The organism is Nocardia sp. CA-135398 (assembly GCF_050955845.1).
Lineage (GTDB): Bacteria > Actinomycetota > Actinomycetes > Mycobacteriales > Mycobacteriaceae > Nocardia.
In genome coordinates, this window is sequence record NZ_CP192084.1 from 3360426 (window position 1) to 3378274 (window position 17849).

The 17849-nt window shown below is 66.2% G+C and carries 16 protein-coding genes; 8 read left to right on the forward strand and 8 right to left on the reverse strand.

The window, feature by feature from the left end:
- Positions 1–254: 254 nt before the first annotated feature.
- Positions 255–1070 carry a peptidylprolyl isomerase gene (locus tag ACQP1T_RS14870; protein ID WP_433760779.1) on the reverse strand — a complete coding sequence of 272 codons (816 nt, stop codon included), beginning with the start codon at positions 1068–1070 and terminating at the stop codon, positions 255–257.
- A 194-nt stretch (positions 1071–1264) separates the two neighbouring features.
- Between ACQP1T_RS14870 and hisS the strand changes: the two genes are divergently transcribed.
- The 3 genes from hisS to ACQP1T_RS14885 all read left to right on the forward strand — a co-directional run bounded on the left by hisS (position 1265) and on the right by ACQP1T_RS14885 (position 4845).
- Complete coding sequence (hisS, locus tag ACQP1T_RS14875; RefSeq protein WP_433760780.1) at positions 1265–2542, forward strand: histidine--tRNA ligase; 1278 nt, start codon at positions 1265–1267, stop codon at positions 2540–2542.
- Between the two features lie 42 nt (positions 2543–2584).
- Positions 2585–3241: a hypothetical protein gene (locus ACQP1T_RS14880; protein WP_433760781.1), complete on the forward strand. Its 657-nt coding sequence runs from the start codon at positions 2585–2587 to the stop codon at positions 3239–3241.
- A 596-nt stretch (positions 3242–3837) separates the two neighbouring features.
- A complete protein-coding gene (locus tag ACQP1T_RS14885) occupies positions 3838–4845 on the forward strand; it encodes a malate dehydrogenase (protein ID WP_433760782.1) in 1008 nt (335 codons plus the stop codon).
- Positions 4846–4865: 20 nt separating this feature from the next.
- Here ACQP1T_RS14885 and ACQP1T_RS14890 read toward each other — a convergent pair whose 3' ends face one another.
- Positions 4866–5261: a hypothetical protein gene (locus ACQP1T_RS14890; RefSeq protein ID WP_433760783.1), complete on the reverse strand. Its 396-nt coding sequence runs from the start codon at positions 5259–5261 to the stop codon at positions 4866–4868.
- Between the two features lie 58 nt (positions 5262–5319).
- Between ACQP1T_RS14890 and ACQP1T_RS14895 the strand changes: the two genes are divergently transcribed.
- Complete coding sequence (locus tag ACQP1T_RS14895) at positions 5320–5766, forward strand: MarR family winged helix-turn-helix transcriptional regulator (RefSeq protein ID WP_433760784.1); 447 nt, start codon at positions 5320–5322, stop codon at positions 5764–5766.
- On the opposite strand, the gene ACQP1T_RS14900 is transcribed toward ACQP1T_RS14895, so the two are convergent.
- From ACQP1T_RS14900 to ACQP1T_RS14915, 4 genes are all read right to left on the reverse strand, one after another.
- Positions 5759–6838: a 2-oxoacid:ferredoxin oxidoreductase subunit beta gene (locus ACQP1T_RS14900; protein ID WP_433760785.1), complete on the reverse strand. Its 1080-nt coding sequence runs from the start codon at positions 6836–6838 to the stop codon at positions 5759–5761. The two genes, ACQP1T_RS14895 and ACQP1T_RS14900, sit on opposite strands and share 8 nt — an antisense overlap.
- Positions 6838–8763: a 2-oxoacid:acceptor oxidoreductase subunit alpha gene (locus ACQP1T_RS14905; protein WP_433760786.1), complete on the reverse strand. Its 1926-nt coding sequence runs from the start codon at positions 8761–8763 to the stop codon at positions 6838–6840. Before ACQP1T_RS14905 ends, ACQP1T_RS14900 begins: the two co-directional genes overlap by 1 nt.
- Positions 8764–8846: 83 nt before the next feature.
- Complete coding sequence (locus ACQP1T_RS14910; protein ID WP_433760788.1) at positions 8847–9863, reverse strand: Rv2578c family radical SAM protein; 1017 nt, start codon at positions 9861–9863, stop codon at positions 8847–8849.
- A 31-nt stretch (positions 9864–9894) separates the two neighbouring features.
- Positions 9895–10899: an NAD-dependent epimerase/dehydratase family protein gene (locus ACQP1T_RS14915; RefSeq protein WP_433760789.1), complete on the reverse strand. Its 1005-nt coding sequence runs from the start codon at positions 10897–10899 to the stop codon at positions 9895–9897.
- A gap of 247 nt (positions 10900–11146) precedes the next feature.
- Between ACQP1T_RS14915 and ACQP1T_RS14920 the strand changes: the two genes are divergently transcribed.
- Positions 11147–11476 (forward strand): type VII secretion target, encoded by a 330-nt coding sequence (locus tag ACQP1T_RS14920; RefSeq protein ID WP_433760791.1) that lies wholly within the window; start codon positions 11147–11149, stop codon positions 11474–11476.
- Positions 11473–13071, forward strand: coding sequence for a hypothetical protein (locus tag ACQP1T_RS14925; protein WP_433760793.1), 1599 nt, complete (start codon positions 11473–11475; stop codon positions 13069–13071). Before ACQP1T_RS14920 ends, ACQP1T_RS14925 begins: the two co-directional genes overlap by 4 nt.
- 235 nt (positions 13072–13306) lie before the next feature.
- On the opposite strand, the gene ACQP1T_RS14930 is transcribed toward ACQP1T_RS14925, so the two are convergent.
- Both ACQP1T_RS14930 and ypfJ read right to left on the reverse strand, forming a co-directional pair.
- A complete protein-coding gene (locus ACQP1T_RS14930) occupies positions 13307–13828 on the reverse strand; it encodes a hypothetical protein (RefSeq protein ID WP_433760795.1) in 522 nt (173 codons plus the stop codon).
- Positions 13829–13891: 63 nt separating this feature from the next.
- On the reverse strand, positions 13892–14815 hold the full coding sequence (gene ypfJ / locus ACQP1T_RS14935; RefSeq protein ID WP_433760797.1) for a KPN_02809 family neutral zinc metallopeptidase: 924 nt from the start codon (positions 14813–14815) through the stop codon (positions 13892–13894).
- 161 nt (positions 14816–14976) lie between these two features.
- Between ypfJ and aspS the strand changes: the two genes are divergently transcribed.
- A complete protein-coding gene (gene aspS / locus ACQP1T_RS14940; protein ID WP_433760799.1) occupies positions 14977–16776 on the forward strand; it encodes an aspartate--tRNA ligase in 1800 nt (599 codons plus the stop codon).
- 66 nt (positions 16777–16842) lie between these two features.
- Entirely contained in the window at positions 16843–17811 is a 969-nt protein-coding gene (locus ACQP1T_RS14945) for a DUF389 domain-containing protein (RefSeq protein ID WP_433760800.1), read from the forward strand.
- Positions 17812–17849: the final 38 nt, after the last annotated feature.

The following is a 17849-nucleotide window of genomic DNA, read 5'->3' on the forward strand; positions in this document are numbered from 1 at the left end:
GCGCTACGCGTTCTCCTTCATTCGAGATTACCCGAGAAAGCTCGGCACCAACCGTGTGGGCGTGCCGCTTAACAGCATATATCGCACAATTCCGGCGGACAGGGGAAAGCTTCGGAGGATCTCCGGTCTTAGTGCAACCTTACCGAACGATTAGGGTCGCCTACCCTGGCTTGGTCGGAGATATGGTTCGGGTCCGCTGCCCATCTTGCGCAGCCGACCCGAACGAAGCGAGTTTCCGGATCGGGCGTGTCGCTTCAGTCGATGCGGACCGACTGGATGGTTACCGGGAGATTGGGCTTGCCGTCACCCTGGCCGTTGGAGTTGTCCTGACCGCCAGTGGCGATCTTGTCCAGCGTGCCCATGCTGTCCGGATCGACGGTGCCGAAGATGGTGTAGTTCGGCGGCAGTTGCGAATCGCCGTAGACGACGAAGAACTGACTGCCGTTGGTGCCGCCGCCGGTCATGGGATCCGGACCCGCATTGGCCATGGCGAGTGTGCCGCGCTTGTAATCCATCGGCTTTTGCAATGCCGGGTCGGCGGGGTTGTAGCGATTGGTCGGGTACTCGTTGTCGAACTGGTAGCCCGGACCGCCGGTGCCGGTCCCGGTCGGGTCGCCGCACTGCAGCACCTTCAGGCCCTCGTCCGCGGTCATGCGGTGGCAGATGGTGTTGTCGAAGTAGCCCTGACCGGCCAGGCTGGCGAAGCTGTTCACGGTGCACGGCGCCTTGGCATTGTCCAGGGTCAGACCGATCGGGCCCTGGGTGGTCTCCATGCTGACGCTGAGGCTCGCGTTGTCGCCGGTGTTCTCGATGCCGCTGGTACGCGGCTTGTTCACCGGCTTATCCGCGGGCTTCTGACTGTCGCGGTAGTCGCAGCTGATGGCCGCGGGCTTATCGTCACTCTTGGTCAGGAAGTAGACGCCGACGGCGGCCGCGGCCACGACCACCACGCCGAGCGCCGATCCGGCGATCGTGAGTCGCCTGCGCTTGCGCACCCGATCGGCCCGGTTGGCCAGCTGGCGTTCCAGCTTGCGTTTCGCCGCTGCCCGTCGCTGTTCGTTGCTCGGCACTACCACGTTCCTCCCGTATCCGTTACGTACGGCACAGGATTGTGCCATCTATTCCTGAGACTGCTCAGCAGGCCATTTCGACCAGTCGTGACGCTGTAAGAACCGGCTGATCCTTTCGAGCGACCGACAAGTAGGCGCTGGCGGTGGCAAACCGGTTGGACTTGACGGGCCGTAGTGGTGGAAACTGGACCATCGTGACCAAGACCAGCAGCTTCTCCGCCCCGAAGGGGGTTCCGGACTACGTGCCACCCGGTTCGGCCGAGTTCGTCGCGGTGCGCGACGGCTTGATCCGCGCCGCCCGACTCGCCGGGTACGGGCATGTGGAGCTGCCGATCTTCGAGGACACCGCGTTGTTCGCGCGGGGTGTCGGTGAATCCACCGATGTGGTGACCAAGGAGATGTACACCTTCGCCGATCGCGGCGATCGTAGTGTCACGCTACGACCGGAGGGCACCGCGGGCGTCATGCGCGCGGTCATCGAACACGGACTCGACCGGGGCCAGCTGCCGGTGAAGCTGGTGTACTCGGGTCCGTTCTTCCGGTATGAGCGTCCGCAGGCCGGTCGGTACCGGCAGCTGCAGCAGGTCGGCGTCGAGGCGATCGGTATCGATGATCCGGCGTTGGATGCCGAGGTGATCGCGATCGCCGACGCCGGATATCGCGGACTCGGACTCGATGGTTTCCGGCTGGAGATCACCTCGCTCGGTGACGAGACCTGTCGTCCGCAGTATCGAGAGCTGTTGCAGGAGTTCCTGTTCGGGCTGCCGCTGGATGAGGAGACCAAGCGGCGGGCGCAGCTGAATCCGCTGCGGGTGCTCGACGACAAGCGACCCGAGGTGCGCGAGATGACCGCGAGCGCGCCGCTGATGATCGATCACCTGTCGGAGTCGGCGAAGACGCACTTCGAGCAGGTGCTCGGGTATCTGGACGCGCTCGGCGTGCCCTATGTGGTGAATCCGCGAATGGTGCGCGGCCTGGACTACTACACGAAGACAACCTTCGAATTCGTGCACGACGGGCTCGGGGCGCAGTCGGGTATCGGCGGCGGCGGCCGCTACGACGGGCTGATGGCCGAATTGGGCGGACAACCGTTGTCCGGCATCGGATTCGGGCTCGGCGTGGACCGCACGATTCTGGCGCTGGAGGCCGAGGGCAAGTCGGCGGGCGATCCGGCGCGGTGTGAGGTCTACGGCGTATCGCTCGGTGATGCGGCCAAACAGCGGTTGGTCGTGCTCGCGGCACAGCTGCGGGCGGCGGGCATTCGGGTCGATCTGGCCTACGGTGGTCGGGGCGTCAAGGGGTCGCTGAAGGCCGCGGATAAGTCCGGCGCCAGGTTGACCCTGGTGCTCGGTGACCGTGACCTGGCCGAGAACACCATCGGCCTGAAGGATATGGCCACCGGTGACCAGCGGCAGATCCCACTGGACGAGACGGTCGCCGCCGTCACCGCCGCATTACGCCAGGGCGGGTAGTACGGTGCCGGGGTACACCCGCATCACGAGGAACGGGCAGCCGTGCCGGTAGAACCCACGAATCCCGGTGCAGCCCAACCGGATCCGGCAGTCGGACTCGATCTCGTCGCACCAGAAACCTACGCACCCATGCTGCGGCGGCTCGCCCTCGCCGCGCTAGGGGTCGGCATCGGCGCCGCCCTGCTCGCTGCGCTGCTGTTGCCGTGGTCGATCGCGATCGCGATCGGTGTCGTCGTCGGTGCACCCACCGTCGGCTACGCCGTGGCACTGCGTCGGCGACGGATGTGGTTGGCCGGAACCACGATTCACGCGCGACGGGTGATCGGCGAGCGCCGGGTCGATATCGCGGCCGCCAACGGCGTCGAAATCCTCGTCTTCCCGGCCCGTTTGAGCCGCATCGTCCTGCGGGTGACCGCGGGCGCCGACTCTCAGGTCGTCCCGCTCGCGATGTACACCGATGCGGGCAGCGGCCGCGAACTCCACCTGCTCGGTCTCCGCAAGCTGGCCGACGCCCTGGCCGCCAGTGAACTCGCCGCCGCCGTAGCGGTTTCGACCATGCTCGTCCACCAACTGCGCGCCGAGGCACGAGACGCCGGTCTGGAGGAGCGGCCCTTGTACCGGGCTGTCCGGCTGGCCCGGGTGAAGGACTACGTTTCGCCCATCGTCCTGACCGACCAGGAAGTCGCGGCGTTGTGTTGAAGCGCGAGTCGAGTTGCGCGACAAGCGAATTGGCCTGCGATGCGAGTTTGCATGCCATGCGCGACGCGCTGAGCGCTGCACCTCGGTTCGCCCCGTTGTGGGTGCCGTCGGTGAGCGTGTATTCCGAGAAGGCGTACAGCACCTGGATGGACGGCTCGGCGCGTTGCTGCGGTCGGCCAGCCCGACGTGGGGTCGCTGCGCTGAGCGCCGCACCTCGGTTCGCCCCGTTGTGGGTGCCGTTGGTGAGCGCGTATTCCGAGAAGGCGTACGGCACCGAGTTGGGCGGCTCGGCGCGGTGCCGCGGTCGGGCCAGCCCGACGTGGGGTCGCTCGAACTGTTCCGGGACGGGCCGTTGGCCAGGGGCCGCGAGTACCGGGTTCGTTGATCGAGTGGCCGGGACGGGGGCGTCGACCGGGCAGGTTTGAGCATTGATCCGGCGTCCGGAGGGCACGTCGTCGACGCGGCGCTTTGTGGTCAGATGGGGCGGCTGGATGGGTGTGACGGGCTGATTGTCGCGTAGCTCACCACTGGGCTTCGGCGGAGGTGAGAGTCGTTAGGGTGGGGATCGAGTGTCCGTCTATCGCAAGGAGTTTCTCTTGAGCACCGCTGCTCGGACCGCGCCCGTGACCGTCGCCGTGACCGGAGGTGCGGGGCAGATCGCCTACGGCCTGCTGTTCCGGATCGCGTCCGGCGCGCTGCTGGGGTTCGAGACGCCGGTGCGGCTGCGGTTGTTGGAGATTCCGGCGGCGGTGGCGGCGCTGGAGGGGGTGGCGATGGAGCTCGAGGACGGTGCGTTTCCGCTGCTCGAGTCCATCGATATCAGTGACGATCCGTGGGTCGGGTTCGCGGGCGCGAATGTCGCGCTGCTGGTCGGCGCGCGGCCGCGCACCGCGGGGATGGAGCGCTCGGATCTGCTGGCCGCCAACGGCCCGATCTTCACCGAACAGGGCCAAGCGATCAACGCGAGTGCCGCCGACGACGTCAAGGTGCTCGTGGTCGGAAATCCGGCCAATACCAACGCCTTCATCACCATGTGCAATGCCCCGGACGTCCCGGCCGAGCGTTTCACCGCGATGACCCGCCTCGACCACAACCGCGCCATCGCGCAGCTGGCCAAGAAGACCGGCGCGCCCGCCGCCGATATCGCCCGTGTCGCCATCTGGGGCAACCACTCCGCGACCCAGTATCCGGATATCGCCCACGCCACCATCGCGGGCCGGGCCGCCCTCGACCTAGTTGACCAGACCTGGGTGAGCGAGGACTTCATCCCCACCGTTCAGCAGCGTGGCACCGCCATCATCCAGGCCCGCGGTGCGTCCTCGGCCGCCAGCGCGGCCAGCGCCGCCATCGACCACATTCACGACTGGTCGCTCGGTACTCATGCCGATGACTGGACCTCCATGGCCGTGCCCTCCGACGGCTCCTACGGCATTCCCGAAGGCCTCATCACGTCGTTCCCCGTCACCTGCGCGGACGGCGAATACTCGATCGTCCAGGGTCTGGAGCTCGATGAATTCTCACGCGCCCGCATCGACGCCAGTGTCGCCGAACTCGAGCAGGAACGCGACGCCGTCATCGACCTCGGCTTCGCCAAGCACGTCTGACTCATGCCCGAAGTCGTAGCTCAGGCTGCGGCCGCGGCGGAGCGATTTCTGCCGAGCGCCAACTGACCCGCGGTGGCGAAATGAATCAGCGCGAGTACGCTGCCGCCGACCATCATGCCCGGAACTCCCTGCGTGGTGCCGATGGCGACGTCACCGAGCTGTACCACGCCCGACACGGTGAGCAACGGTAGGAGAGCCCGCTTGCGTCGGCTGGCCAGGCTGAACAGCAGCGCGGCACCCAGCGGGATCGCGCGGGCCGCGTAGGCCTGGGCATACAGATCGATGCCGGGCGAGTCCGCGCTCCCGGATATCGCGAGGGTCGGATCGACAAGAGCCGCGACACTGAATGCCACGGCGACACCCGCGCCGACCGCATTGACAATGATCGCCGACCTGGTGAGCTTCTGGTCCTGCATCTTTCACTCCCTAAATCGTTCACACTCTGAATGGTTTAGGGACAGTATTATGCTGGCCATGAAGAACGTCAAGGCGGAAAAGCTGCCGGAGACTGCCACCTTCCGGCTGGGCCTGCTGGGTGCGTTCCTGACCGACCGCTTCAGTGCTGATGTGTCGAGGCTCGGGCTCAAGCCGAAGCATGCCGGGATGCTGAATGTGTTGGCGAGCAATGGCCCGACATCACAGATGGAGATTGCACAGATACTTCGCGTCGCGCCGAGTCTGGTCGTCGCGCTGGCCGATCACCTGGAATCCCTCGGCGCCATCGAACGGTTACGGGATCCCGAGGATCGCCGCCGTCAGAACCTGAGTCTGACCTCGCACGGCCGCACACTACTGCGCAAATGCCTCGACGCCGCGCAGTCGATCGACGCCGAGACCACCGCGGACCTCACCGCAGCCGAGCGTGCCGACCTGCATCGCATCCTCGGCACGCTCGCCGATCGGCTCGGGCTGCCTAGCTGATGGTCCAGGTTTCCGAACCGTTGAGCAGCGATTGCAGCGAATCCTCTTGTACCGGTTTGCGTTCCCGCGCGATGGCGGTTTGGGTGCGGACCGCATCGTCATAGGTGGGCCGGGTGACATTGCGGAAGATGCCGGTGACCACGTGGCCGAGGTCCTGGTCGGACAGGCGGGAGAGCGCGTAGGCGTACTCCGGATTGTCCGAGTAGGCGTCGTGCACGATGATCTCGGACTCGTCGACCTCGTCGGCGCGCACCACCGCCAGTCCGAAACCGGCACGCACCACGGCGAATTCGCCATCGGTGCCGAAACGGATCGGCCGACCGTGCCGCAGCGGGATGAGGCGGGATTCGGCATCGCCCTTGCGCAGCACATCGAAGGAACCGTCGTTGAAGATCGGGCAGTCCTGCAGAATCTCCACGAACGAGGTCCCGCGATGTTCGGCCGCGGCTCGCAGCACCTCGGTGAGACCTGCCCGGTCGGAATCCAGTGCGCGCGCGGCGAAGCTGGCTTCCGCGCCGAGTGCGACCGAGAGCGTGTTGAAGGGGTGGTCGACCGAGCCCATCGGCGTCGACTTGGTGATCTTGCCCTCTTCCGAGGTCGGCGAGTACTGGCCCTTGGTGAGTCCGTAGATCCGATTGTTGAACAGCAGGATCGTCATATTCACATTGCGACGCAGGGCATGGATCAGGTGGTTGCCGCCGATCGACAGTGCGTCACCGTCACCGGTCACCACCCACACCGACAGATCCGGCCGGGTCACCGCGAGCCCGGTCGCGATGGCGGGCGCGCGACCATGGATGGAGTGGATGCCGTAGGCCTCGAGGTAGTACGGGAACCGGCTCGAGCAGCCGATCCCGGAGACGAACATCAGGTTCTCCCTGCGCAATCCGAGTTCGGCCAGGAAGCCGCGCACGGTCGCCAGGATCACGTAGTCACCGCAGCCGGGGCACCAGCGCACCTCCTGGTCCGAGGTGAAGTCCTTGACCTTCTGCGGCCCGTCCGCGGACGGCACTCCGGACAGACCGGTGAGACCCAGATCGGTTCCGACGAGCGAGGTTTCGACGATGGTCATCAGTTACCCCCAGTCGAGTACGTGGCCCGGGACCGTGCCGCGAAGGCCTTATCGTGTTCCATATCCTCGATCGATCCGTCCAGTGCCGCGTCGATCACCCCGACGAGTTCCTGTGCGGAGAATGCGGTTCCCGCGATCTTCGTCCACGGTTGCACATCCACCAGATACTTCGCCCGCAGCAGCATGGCCAGTTGGCCGCCGTTCATTTCCGGCGCGACCACCGTCCGATAGCCGCGCAGTACGGCACCGAGGTTGGCGGGCAATGGATTCAGATATCGCAGATGCGCCTGCGCGACCGGGACACCGCGGCGGCGGGCGCGCCGACACGCCTCACCGATCGGGCCGAAGGAACTGCCCCAACCGATCAGCAGCAGTTCGGCCCGCCCGTCCGGATCGTCGACCTCGAGATCGGGAACGGTGATGCCATCGATCTTGGCCTGCCGCAGGCGAACCATCAGTTCGTGATTGCCTGGCTCATAGGAGATATTGCCGCTGCCGTCGGCCTTCTCCAGACCACCGATCCGATGTGCGCGACCGGCGGTGCCCGGCACCGCGAGCGGCCTGGCGAGGGTGTCCGGATCACGGGAATAGGGCTGGAACGGTGTGCCCTCCTCGGCCTCGGGTTCGAAGCGTGGATCGATCTGCTCCAACTCGGTGACCCGCGGAATCGACCATGGCTCAGAGCCATTGGCGATCGAGCCGTCGGAAAGCAACAGCACCGGCGTGCGATAGGTGAGGGCGATCCGCGCCGCTTCCACCGCGGTGGCGAAGCAGTCCGCGGGGGAGCGCGGCGCGAGCACGGCGACCGGCGACTCCCCGTTGCGGCCGTAGAGCGCCTGCAGTAGATCGGCCTGCTCGGTCTTGGTCGGCAGTCCGGTGGACGGACCGCCGCGCTGCACGTCGACGATCACCAGCGGCAGTTCCGTCATTACCGCGAGTCCGATGGTTTCGCTCTTGAGCGCCAGCCCCGGACCGGAGGTACTCGTCACCCCGAGAGCGCCGCCGAGCGAAGCGCCGAGGGCCGCGCCGATGCCCGCGATCTCGTCTTCGGCCTGGAAGGTGGTGACGCCGAAGTTCTTGTGCTTACTGAGTTCGTGCAGGATGTCCGAGGCGGGCGTGATCGGATAGGTGCCGAGAAATACCGGCAACCCGGACAATTGCCCGGCGGTGACGAGGCCGTAGGCGAGCGCGGTATTGCCGGTTATCTGGCGGTAGGTTCCCGGCGGCAGCTTGGCCGGGGCCACCTCGAAGGTGGTTGCGAAGCTTTCGGTGGTCTCGCCGTAGTTCCAGCCCGCGCGGAAGGCGAGCAGATTCGCCTCGGCGATATCCGGTTTCGCGGCGAATTTCTCGCGCAGGAATCGTTCGGTGCCACCGATCGGACGTCCGTACATCCAGGACAGCAGGCCGAGGGCGAACATATTCTTCGCGCGCTGAGCGTCCTTCTTGCCGACACCGGTGGGCTCGGTCGCGCCGAGGGTGAGCGAGGTCATCGGCACGCGGTGGACCACGAAATCGCTCAGCGTGTCGTCGTCGAGCGGATCGGTGCTGTAGCCGACCTTGCCGAGATTGCGTTTGGTGAATTCATCGGTGTTCACGATGAGGGTGGCACCGCGCGGCAGATCCTCCAGATTGGACTTCAGCGCGGCCGGATTCATCGCGACCAGCACGTCGGGCTGGTCGCCCGCGGTCAAGATGTCATAGTCGGCGATCTGGATCTGGAAGGACGAGACGCCGGGCAGCGTGCCCTGTGGCGCCCGGATTTCGGCCGGGAAGTTGGGCTGGGTGGCGAGGTCGTTGCCGAATGCGGCCGCCTCGTGTGTGAAGCGATCACCGGTGAGCTGCATTCCATCACCGGAGTCCCCGGCGAACCGAATTACGACCTTTTCCAATTTCGCTGTGCCGACATCACTTTGGTCGGAAACCATATGCCTGCTTCACTTCCTCGTCCGATGGGAGGTGCCATTGGCCAACCTACTCCGCCGTGTGCGGGAATTGCTTGTGAAATGCTTTACGCGAAGAGCGCCAGCTGCGTGTCGTTGGTCGGCGGCGTCGAGGGTGGTGTCTCAGGTTCCGGGGTGTGCTCGCGGAGGAGGCCGTGTCGCTGGAGCAGTGGCTGCACCCGCTCGCGTAGCCAGGACGCGTATTCCGGCGTCACATAGGCGCCGCGGCCGTAGAGCTGGCGATAGCGGCGCACCAGGGCGGGATGTGTCTCGGCCAGCCAGCTCAGAAACCAGCCCCGGGTGGCGCCGCGCAGATGCATCGGGAATGCGACCACCGATACCGCTCCGGCCTCGGCAATCGCACCGAATAGTGCGTCCAGGTGGGCGCGGCTGTCGGTGAGATACGGAATCACCGGCGCGACCATGACATTCACCTCGAACCCGGCATCGGCCAGTGCCCGCACCATTTCCAACCGGGCCTTGGGTGATGGAGTGCCGGATTCCAGGCTGCGGTGCAGATCCATATCCAGGATCGCGATGGAGACGGCGATGCTCACCCGGACCTGGCGCGCCGCGGCCGTGAGCAGCGGCAGATCCCGGCGCAGCAGCGTGCCCTTGGTGAGAATGGAGAACGGTGTGCCGGAATCGGTCAGCGCACGAATGATCCCGGGCATCAACCGATATCGGCCCTCGGCCCGTTGGTACGGATCGGTATTGGTGCCCAGCGCGACCGGTTCGTGCTGCCAGGACCGCCGGGCGAGTTCCTTGCGCAGCACCGCGGCGATATTGGTCTTCACCACGATCTGTGAATCGAAATCCCGGCCAGCGTCCAGATCCAGATACTCGTGGGTGGGTCGCGCGAAACAGTACCGGCAGGCGTGTGAACAGCCGCGCATCGGATTGATCGTCCAATGGAACGGCAGATTCGACGCCTCCGGCATCTTGTTCAGCGCGCTTTTGCACAACACCTCGTGGAACGTGATGCCCTCGAATTCGGGGGTCTGCACGGTGCGCACGAAACCCGCCCGGCCGAGACCGGGCAGGGCGCCGTCGTCGGCATCCAGGGTTTGGCTTTGCCACCGCACCCCATCAGTCGAACATGTGTTCTAAGAGCTGTCAAGCAATCTGTCGGGCGTCGGTGGTGGTGAGCTGCTTGGGATCGGTGAAGAAGGTGACCAGATCGCGCACGGTCTGCTCGATGGGCCTTGGCTGATAACCGATTTCGCGCTCCGCCTTGCCGTGGTCGACGATCGGGGCGGAGACCAGCGCGCCGAGTGCGGCCTTCGACACGATGTCGGTCCTGAACAGCTTGCCGATCGGTTCGAGCACCGGAATCAAGCCGTTGACGACCTTGGGTGAGATCGAGAACTTCGGGCCCTTCTTGCCGCCGCATTCCGCCGCGGTGCGACACAGGTCGAGCATGGAAATCATCGAACCGCCGAGCAGGTAGTTCTCGCCGGTCCGGCCTCGCTCGCCGGCCAGGATCAGACCCTTCGCGACATCGCGGACGTCGACGAGGTCGAATCCGCCGCCGATCATCGCGGGCACCCGGCCGCGGGCCGCGTCCTTGAGGGTGCGGTTGATCCTGGACAGCGGGGTGCTGTAGTCGAGCGGGCCGAAGACGCCGGTCGGATTGCAGATCACCGCGTCCAGGCCCTGCTCGATCACCTTGCGCAGTTCGATCTCGCCCGCCCATTTGGAGCGGTCGTATACGGGCAGGCTGGGATCGGTCGAACGCACCGAGGTCTCGTCGATGCGGCCGCCGCAGGTGTACTGGTTGAAGGCGTGGATGGAACTCGCGTGCACCATGCGGCGCACGCCCAGATCCAGTGCCGCCTCGGCGACGACGCGCACGCCCTCGGTATTGACCTTCCATGCGAGGTCGTGCTGCTCGGCCAGGGTGATCACGGCGACGAGGTGGTAGACGATCTCCGCGCCCGCGAGCGCGGTGCGCATGGATTCCGGGTCGAGCACGTTGCCGGATACCCAGGTGACGTTGGGATCGGTCCGCTGCTCCGGAACGATGCGATCGATTGCTGTGACCTCGTGTCCTCGTTCGACCAGCAGGCTGAGCAGATTCGTGCCAAGGTAGCCGGCTGCGCCGGTCACTGCGACCTTCATGCGATCGAGAATATAGAACCTGTTCTAAATTGCAACCTGTTCCAGTTCCTTTCGCGGCCCGCGCTTGGCTCGAAACTTGCCGGTGGGGTCGGCTATATTGAGCGCAACCGCAGCGGCGCCGGTACCGACTCGCAGCTGCGCAGGGGCCCGATCGCAGCCGAGCTGCCGGTGCGGGCAGGGAGTAGATGTTGATCGACGCTATGGACACTGAACTGCAGTTCACGACGATTTTGGGGGGTGTAACTCGATGGCTGATCTCTCGGTGGAGACCGATGCGGTCCGAGCGTTCGCGGTGACGAATGCCGGAGTCGCTGGTGAGATCGCGGGAGCGGGCAATTTCGATGCGGTACAGAATGTTGCCGCGCTCACGCCGGTATTCGGTCTGATCGGCGCCGACTATCTGTTGGCGTTCGCGGCGGCACAGGTATTGCAGGCCAAGGACATCAATGATCTGTCGGCCAAATACGACAAGCTCTCGAAGTCCGCGTTCACGGCGGCCGCTGCCTTCGACACCACCGACTCCGGCAACGCGGGCGTGCTGAGCGCGATCACCGACCAGGTCGGGGGCGGGGTATGAAGCCGATGGATACCGGCGTGATCGCACCCGATCAGCAGAGCGTGGCCATCGAAGAGGCGGTGATCGCGACGCAGAACACCGCGGTCGACGCACTGCAGAACGCGTCGCAGGGGTTGAGTCATCTGTCGCTGCCGCAGTTGCCCGCGGATCTGCCGCCGATCGAGGCGCCCGAATTCGTACTGGCGCGCAAGATCACCGAGGAATCGCCGCAGCTGGGGACCATTCCCTCGGGCATGCCTGGGCTCAACGGCAATTCGACGCCGGACGCGAGCGCGATTCTGTCCGGCGCGGTGCCGACCGATGTATCGCAGGCGCTTACCGATGCACAGACCGCGATCAGCCATGCGGCCGCTCCGGTGGTGCAGGCGGCGCAGAGCGCGGCGCAGCAGGCGCAGAGTGCGGTGAACAGTGCGCTCGGCGGCTCGGGCAATCAGGGTGCCGCCGCGGCCGCAACGAATATTCCGTCCGATCCGGCCGCGGCGCTGATGCAGGGGCTGTCGATTCCCGGAATCCCCGGCATCGACACGCTGTTCCAGCCGATTCTCGAGCTGCTCAACAGCTTCGGCACCGGTGTCATCGGAGCCTTCGACCCGACCGCGATTCTCAGTCAGTCGTCCAAGATCATCGATGCCGCTGTATCGGTCGGCAAGGGTGGTCTGCAGACCGTCGAGCAGCTGTGGCAGGGCCAGTCCTCCCGGGAGGCGCAGGCCGCGAGCCAGACCGCGCAGACCCAGGGACAGGACACCAGTCAGCGCGGTATCGATATCTCCGCACTCACCCAGCGCGCCGCCGCTGTGGTGCAGCAGGGCAATGCGCAGCTGCTGGGCATCGCGAGCGAATTCGCCACGCAGGCAACCGCACTCGTGCCGGTGGCGCTGACCCCGCCCGGTCAGGCCGCGCTCATCGCGACCGCGACCGAACATCTGGGGTCGGCCGTCGCGGTCGCCAATGCCACCCGCGGTGATCTTGCCGGGAAGACGGCCGAGCTGACCGGTATCGTGAATCAGTTGCTCGGGACCAGTGGTCTGCCCGCGCCGCAGGAGGTCGCGCAGGCGGTCATGCAGAACATCGGTGAGCCGATCATGGAGCAGGCGCAGTCGGTCGCGCAGGATGCGTCGACCAATGCCGCCAGCCTGTTGGACGGTTCCAGCACCTCCGGTTCGCCGAGCACGTCCACCACGGCGGCGTCGTTCAACAGCGGGCACACCACCTCAGGGGGCTCGGGCATCGGCATCGGCAGCCATTCCGGTTCGCCGAGCACCTCGGGCTCGCCGTCGACGCAGAAGGTGGCCGGAACGCCCGGCAGCTCCGTATCGCCCATCAGTCGGGTCGCGGGCCTGTCCGGCCAATCCTTGGGTACGGGTACCTCGACCGGCGCGGCGAGCACCGGGAACTCCTTCATGGGCGGCAGCCCCGGTGCCACCGGCCAACGCGGCGGCGGTGACGACGAGCACTCGCGCAATGTGGACCCGTACCACAGCCGCACCGGCGACAACGACCTCACCGGGCCTCTCGGTGAGTCCACCCCGGACGTCATCGGCGCGACGCACCCGGATGAATTGGTCAGCTCGGACTACGAACAGGACCAGTTCTAGTCCACAGCAGAGCTCCAGTGCCCCCGCTCGGTTTCTAGCGGGGGCACTCTGCTGTATACGCCCTGGCGCTACCCACACCCAGGCGAATACCGCAGGCGCACAACGTTCCTCGTGGTTGCGTACCGTGTCGGAACTATCTCCGCATTCGGTAGCCGAGAGCACCGTTTGCGCGCGAGCGGGTCTGGGTGCTGTCGAAGTGCGTGAACGGCAATCGCTGCCGAAATCGAAACCCGGTTCAGTGGTCTCGGGTGAAAGCGTCGAGAAGTTTGCGGTAGAGATCGGTGAAGCGTTTGCGGTTGGCTTGTTGCTCGGGCGTGAGGTTCTCGGTCGCATCAGGGGCGTACATGAGCAGATGGACATCCTGGTCGGGCGGGGTCTGCATGAGATCGATGATCTGGGTGCCCTGGTCGGTGGCACCGGGCATGCCGAGGTCGAGCGCGGCGAGTGATTTGGTTTCCGCCAGTGCGGAATTCAGGACGTCGCTGGGGATAGTGCCGGTGAGTCGCTGCGGCGGGGTATCGGCGGCGCGGGTGGTGGATGCCGCATCCGGCTGTTCCACCGCGTGGCCGTCGGCGTAGACCTGCAGCAGCGGGCGCAGGTCGACGCGCTCGGACCAACCGCTCGGGATGGTGGTGAGTGTCAGCAGCGCCGGGGCGGGCGGTTGTGGTGCCTCGGCGGCCGGTTGCGCCGAGGCGACGCCCCAGCCACCCGCGAGTGCCACGGCGATAAGCAACAGTGCCGACTTTGTTTTCCGCATGAAATCCCTATCTACCCTGTGCCGCAGACCAACTGGCGTCGATTATTGATCATTGCCTGGCGATCAGCGCAATGCCGACGGGTTGTTCAGGTCCGCGGCCGAGTATGTGTCGCATGCTTGGACCTGACCGGTCTTGTAGCCGGTGAGGAACCATTTCTGGCGTTGGTCCGAGGAACCGTGCGTCCAGGCCTCCGGGTTGACGCGCCCTTGGGCGGCGCGCTGGATTCGGTCGTCGCCGACGGCGGACGCGGCGGAGAGGGCGTCACGGATATCGTTGTCGGACAGGGTTTTCAGGAAGGGCTGGTTGGCGCCGGGGGCGGGCTGCTTGTCGGCGAAGTGGGCCCAGATGCCGGCATAGCAGTCGGCCTGGAGTTCGGTGCGCACCGCCCCGGATTCCGCGCCGCGCGGATCCTGTTGGGCCCGACCGATATCGCCGAGCAGATTCTGGATGTGGTGGCCGACCTCGTGTGCCACCACGTACTCCTGGGCGAGCGGGCCACCGCTGGAACCGAAGCGGTCGACCAGTTCCTGGAAGAAGGCGGTGTCGAAGTAGGCGGTCCGGTCGGCGGGGCAGTAGAACGGACCGACCGCGCTGGTCGCATTGCCGCATCCGGTCGAGACCGAGCCGGAGAACAGGACCAGTTTCGGCTTCGAATACTTCTTGCCGGTCTGCTGGGGCAGCTGTGCCGCCCAGACCGCGTCGAGGCTCTGTGCGGTGAGCACCACCCGGCAGTCGACGTACTTGTTGGCGTCCGCACCGGTCTTGCAGTGCGCGGGTGTGCCCGCGGTGCCGGGCTGCACCGTGCTGCTCTCGCTGCCGTTCAACTGCCCGAGCAGCGAACTGGGATCCCCGCCGAGCAGCAGACCGATTACCAGCAGGATGAGACCACCGGCGCCGCCGCCGAGGGCGAGCTTGCCGCCCATCCCGGGTCCACCGCCGGAAGAAGCGCGGTCCGGGTCGATCTGGAGGCCTTCGTTGAAGGTCATCTGCTTCGCTTTCTCGTGTGCCAAACGCCTCGGTCATATCCTGCTGATACAGCTTCGCACGCGGGGCGGCGATATCGGTTTCCTCTCGGGATATGTGTCTCACTACGATGGCAACCGCACCGGATCGCCCTGCCGGTGTCACATTCGTCGAAAGGAATCCCGTGCTGCGCACCCACTTGGCTGGTTCGCTGCGAAGCGAGCACGCCGGTCAGACCGTCACCCTCACCGGCTGGGTGGCCCGGCGTCGTGACCACGGTGGCGTGATCTTCATCGATCTGCGCGATGCGTCGGGTGTGGCGCAGGCGGTGTTCCGTGAGGGCGAGCCAGCGGCGCAGGCGCACAAGTTGCGCGCCGAATTCTGCGTGCGCGTCACCGGTGTGGTCGAGCACCGGCCCGACGGCAACGAGAACCCGGAGCTGCCGACCGGTTCCATCGAGGTCAACGTCACCGAACTCGAGGTGCTCAACGAGAGTGCGCCGCTGCCGTTCCAGCTCGACGAGCAGCCCGGTGACGAGGCCCGCCTGAAGTACCGCTACCTCGACCTGCGCCGCGAGGCGCCGGGTAAGGCCATCCGGCTGCGCTCGAAGGTCAACGCGGCCGCCCGCACGGTGCTGGCCCGTCATGAATTCATCGAGGTCGAGACCCCGACGATGACCCGCTCCACGCCCGAGGGCGCGCGCGACTTCCTGGTGCCCGCGCGACTGCAGCCGGGCAACTTCTACGCATTGCCGCAGAGCCCGCAGCTGTTCAAGCAGCTGCTGATGGTCGCCGGTATCGAGCGGTACTACCAGATCGCGCGCTGCTATCGCGACGAGGACTTCCGCGCCGACCGCCAGCCCGAATTCACCCAGCTCGACCTCGAGATGAGCTTCGTGCGCCAGGAGGATGTGATCCTGGTCGCCGAGGAGATCTTGGAGCAGCTGTGGAAGCTGGTCGGCTACGAGATCCCGTTCCCGATTCCGCATATGACCTACGCGGAGGCGATGCGTCGCTTCGGTAGCGATAAGCCGGACCTGCGCTTCGGTGTCGAGATCACCGAATGCACCGAATATTTCAAGGAGACCCCGTTCCGGGTGTTCCAGGCGGAGTATGTCGGCGCGGTCGTGATGCCCGGCGGTGCGAGCCAGCCGCGGCGTCAGCTCGACGCCTGGCAGGACTGGGCCAAGCAGCGCGGCGCCAAGGGGCTGGCGTATGTGCTGGTGCAGGAGGACGGCACGCTCGGCGGTCCGGTCGCCAAGAACCTCAGCGAATCCGAGCGCGAGGGCCTGGCGAAGCATGTCGGCGCGGTGCCCGGTGACTGTGTGTTCTTCGCCGCGGGTCCGGCCAAGGCGCAGCGCGCGCTGCTCGGTGCGGCCCGCGGCGAGATCGCGCGCAAGTGCGGTCTGATCGATGAGAACGCCTGGGCGTTCGTGTGGATCGTGGATGCGCCGATGTTCGAACCCGCGGCCGAGGCGGCCGCGAGTGGCGATGTGGCACTTGGTCATTCGGCATGGACCGCGGTGCACCACGCGTTCACCTCGCCCAAGCCGGAATCGCTGGACACCTTCGACACCGATCCGGGCTCGGCCCTGGCCTACGCCTACGACATCGTCTGCAACGGCAACGAGATCGGCGGCGGCAGCATCCGCATCCATCGCCGTGATGTGCAGGAGCGCGTCTTCGATGTGATGGGCATCGGGCATGACGAGGCGCAGGAGAAGTTCGGCTTCCTGCTCGACGCCTTCTCCTACGGCGCCCCGCCGCACGGCGGCATCGCGTTCGGCTGGGACCGGATCACCGCGCTGCTGGCCGGAGTGGATTCGATCCGCGAGGTCATCGCCTTCCCGAAGACCGGTGGCGGTGTGGACCCGCTGACCGATGCGCCCGCACCGATCACCGCGCAGCAGCGCAAGGAAGCGGGTCTGGACTTCAAGCCCGAGAAGAAGAAGGACGAGGGCGACCCGGCTCGCGGTTCGGAATAGCGCGGCCCGCGGCTGGAGCGGTACTTTCTGGGTCAGTTTCATCGATGCTGACCACAAGGGGTTCCAGTGCTGCACTTGCGCATGATCAGCCCGCCCGAACTCACCGACAAGGTGATGGCGGTGCTGAGTGCCGACCCTGGCGTCACCCATGTGACGCTGGCGCGCGGTGTCGCCGTCGAGCCCGTCGGTGATCTGATCCAGGCCGATGTCGCGCGGGAGGCCGCCAATGATGTGCTCGCCGATCTGACCACGCTCGGCATCAAGCACACCGGCGGCATCACGCTCGGCCCCGTCGAGACGGTCATCTCCGATGCGGGCGAGCGGGCGATCGAGGAGGCGCCGGGCGATCCGACCGATGCCGTCGTGTGGGAGGAACTGCTCGCGCAGACCCATGAGGAGTCCTCGCTTACCCTGACCTTCCTCGCCTTCCTCACCATCGCCTGCCTGCTCGCGGCCGTCGGCGTCGCAACCGACTCGTCGGTGACGATCGTCGGCGCGATGGTGGTCGGGCCGGAATTCGGGCCGCTGGCGGCCTTTTCGGTTGGGCTGTGGCGGCGCGATTTCCAGCTCGCCCGCAAGTCGGCGGTCGCGCTGCTGGTGGCCTTTCCGGTGGCGATGGTCATCACGCTGTTGGCGACCTTGCTGTGGGAGCAGTTCGGCTGGATCACCTTGACCGGTGTGGAAGCCATTCAGAATGTCGACTTCATCTATGAGGTCGGGCCGTTCTCACTGGTGGTCGCGCTGCTGGCGGGTGCGGCGGGCATGCTGGCGGTGGTGACCGCGAAATCGGCGGCGCTGGTCGGAGTATTCATCTCGGTGACCACCGTGCCCGCGGCCGGATTCGCGGTGGTCGCGGCGACCTTGGGGCAGTGGCATATCGCCTTCATGTCGGTCGGGCAGCTCGCGGTGAACCTGGCGGGCATCGTCACGGCCGGGGTGCTCGTGCTGGCGCTGCGCCCGCGCGCGGGCACCGAGGGCGGCCCGATCGCACGGTTCAAGCAGTGGTGGTGGATGCGGTCACTGCCCTCGAAGTGACCGCCAATTCTATTGCGGGTCAGGGTTTTCGGTGCGCT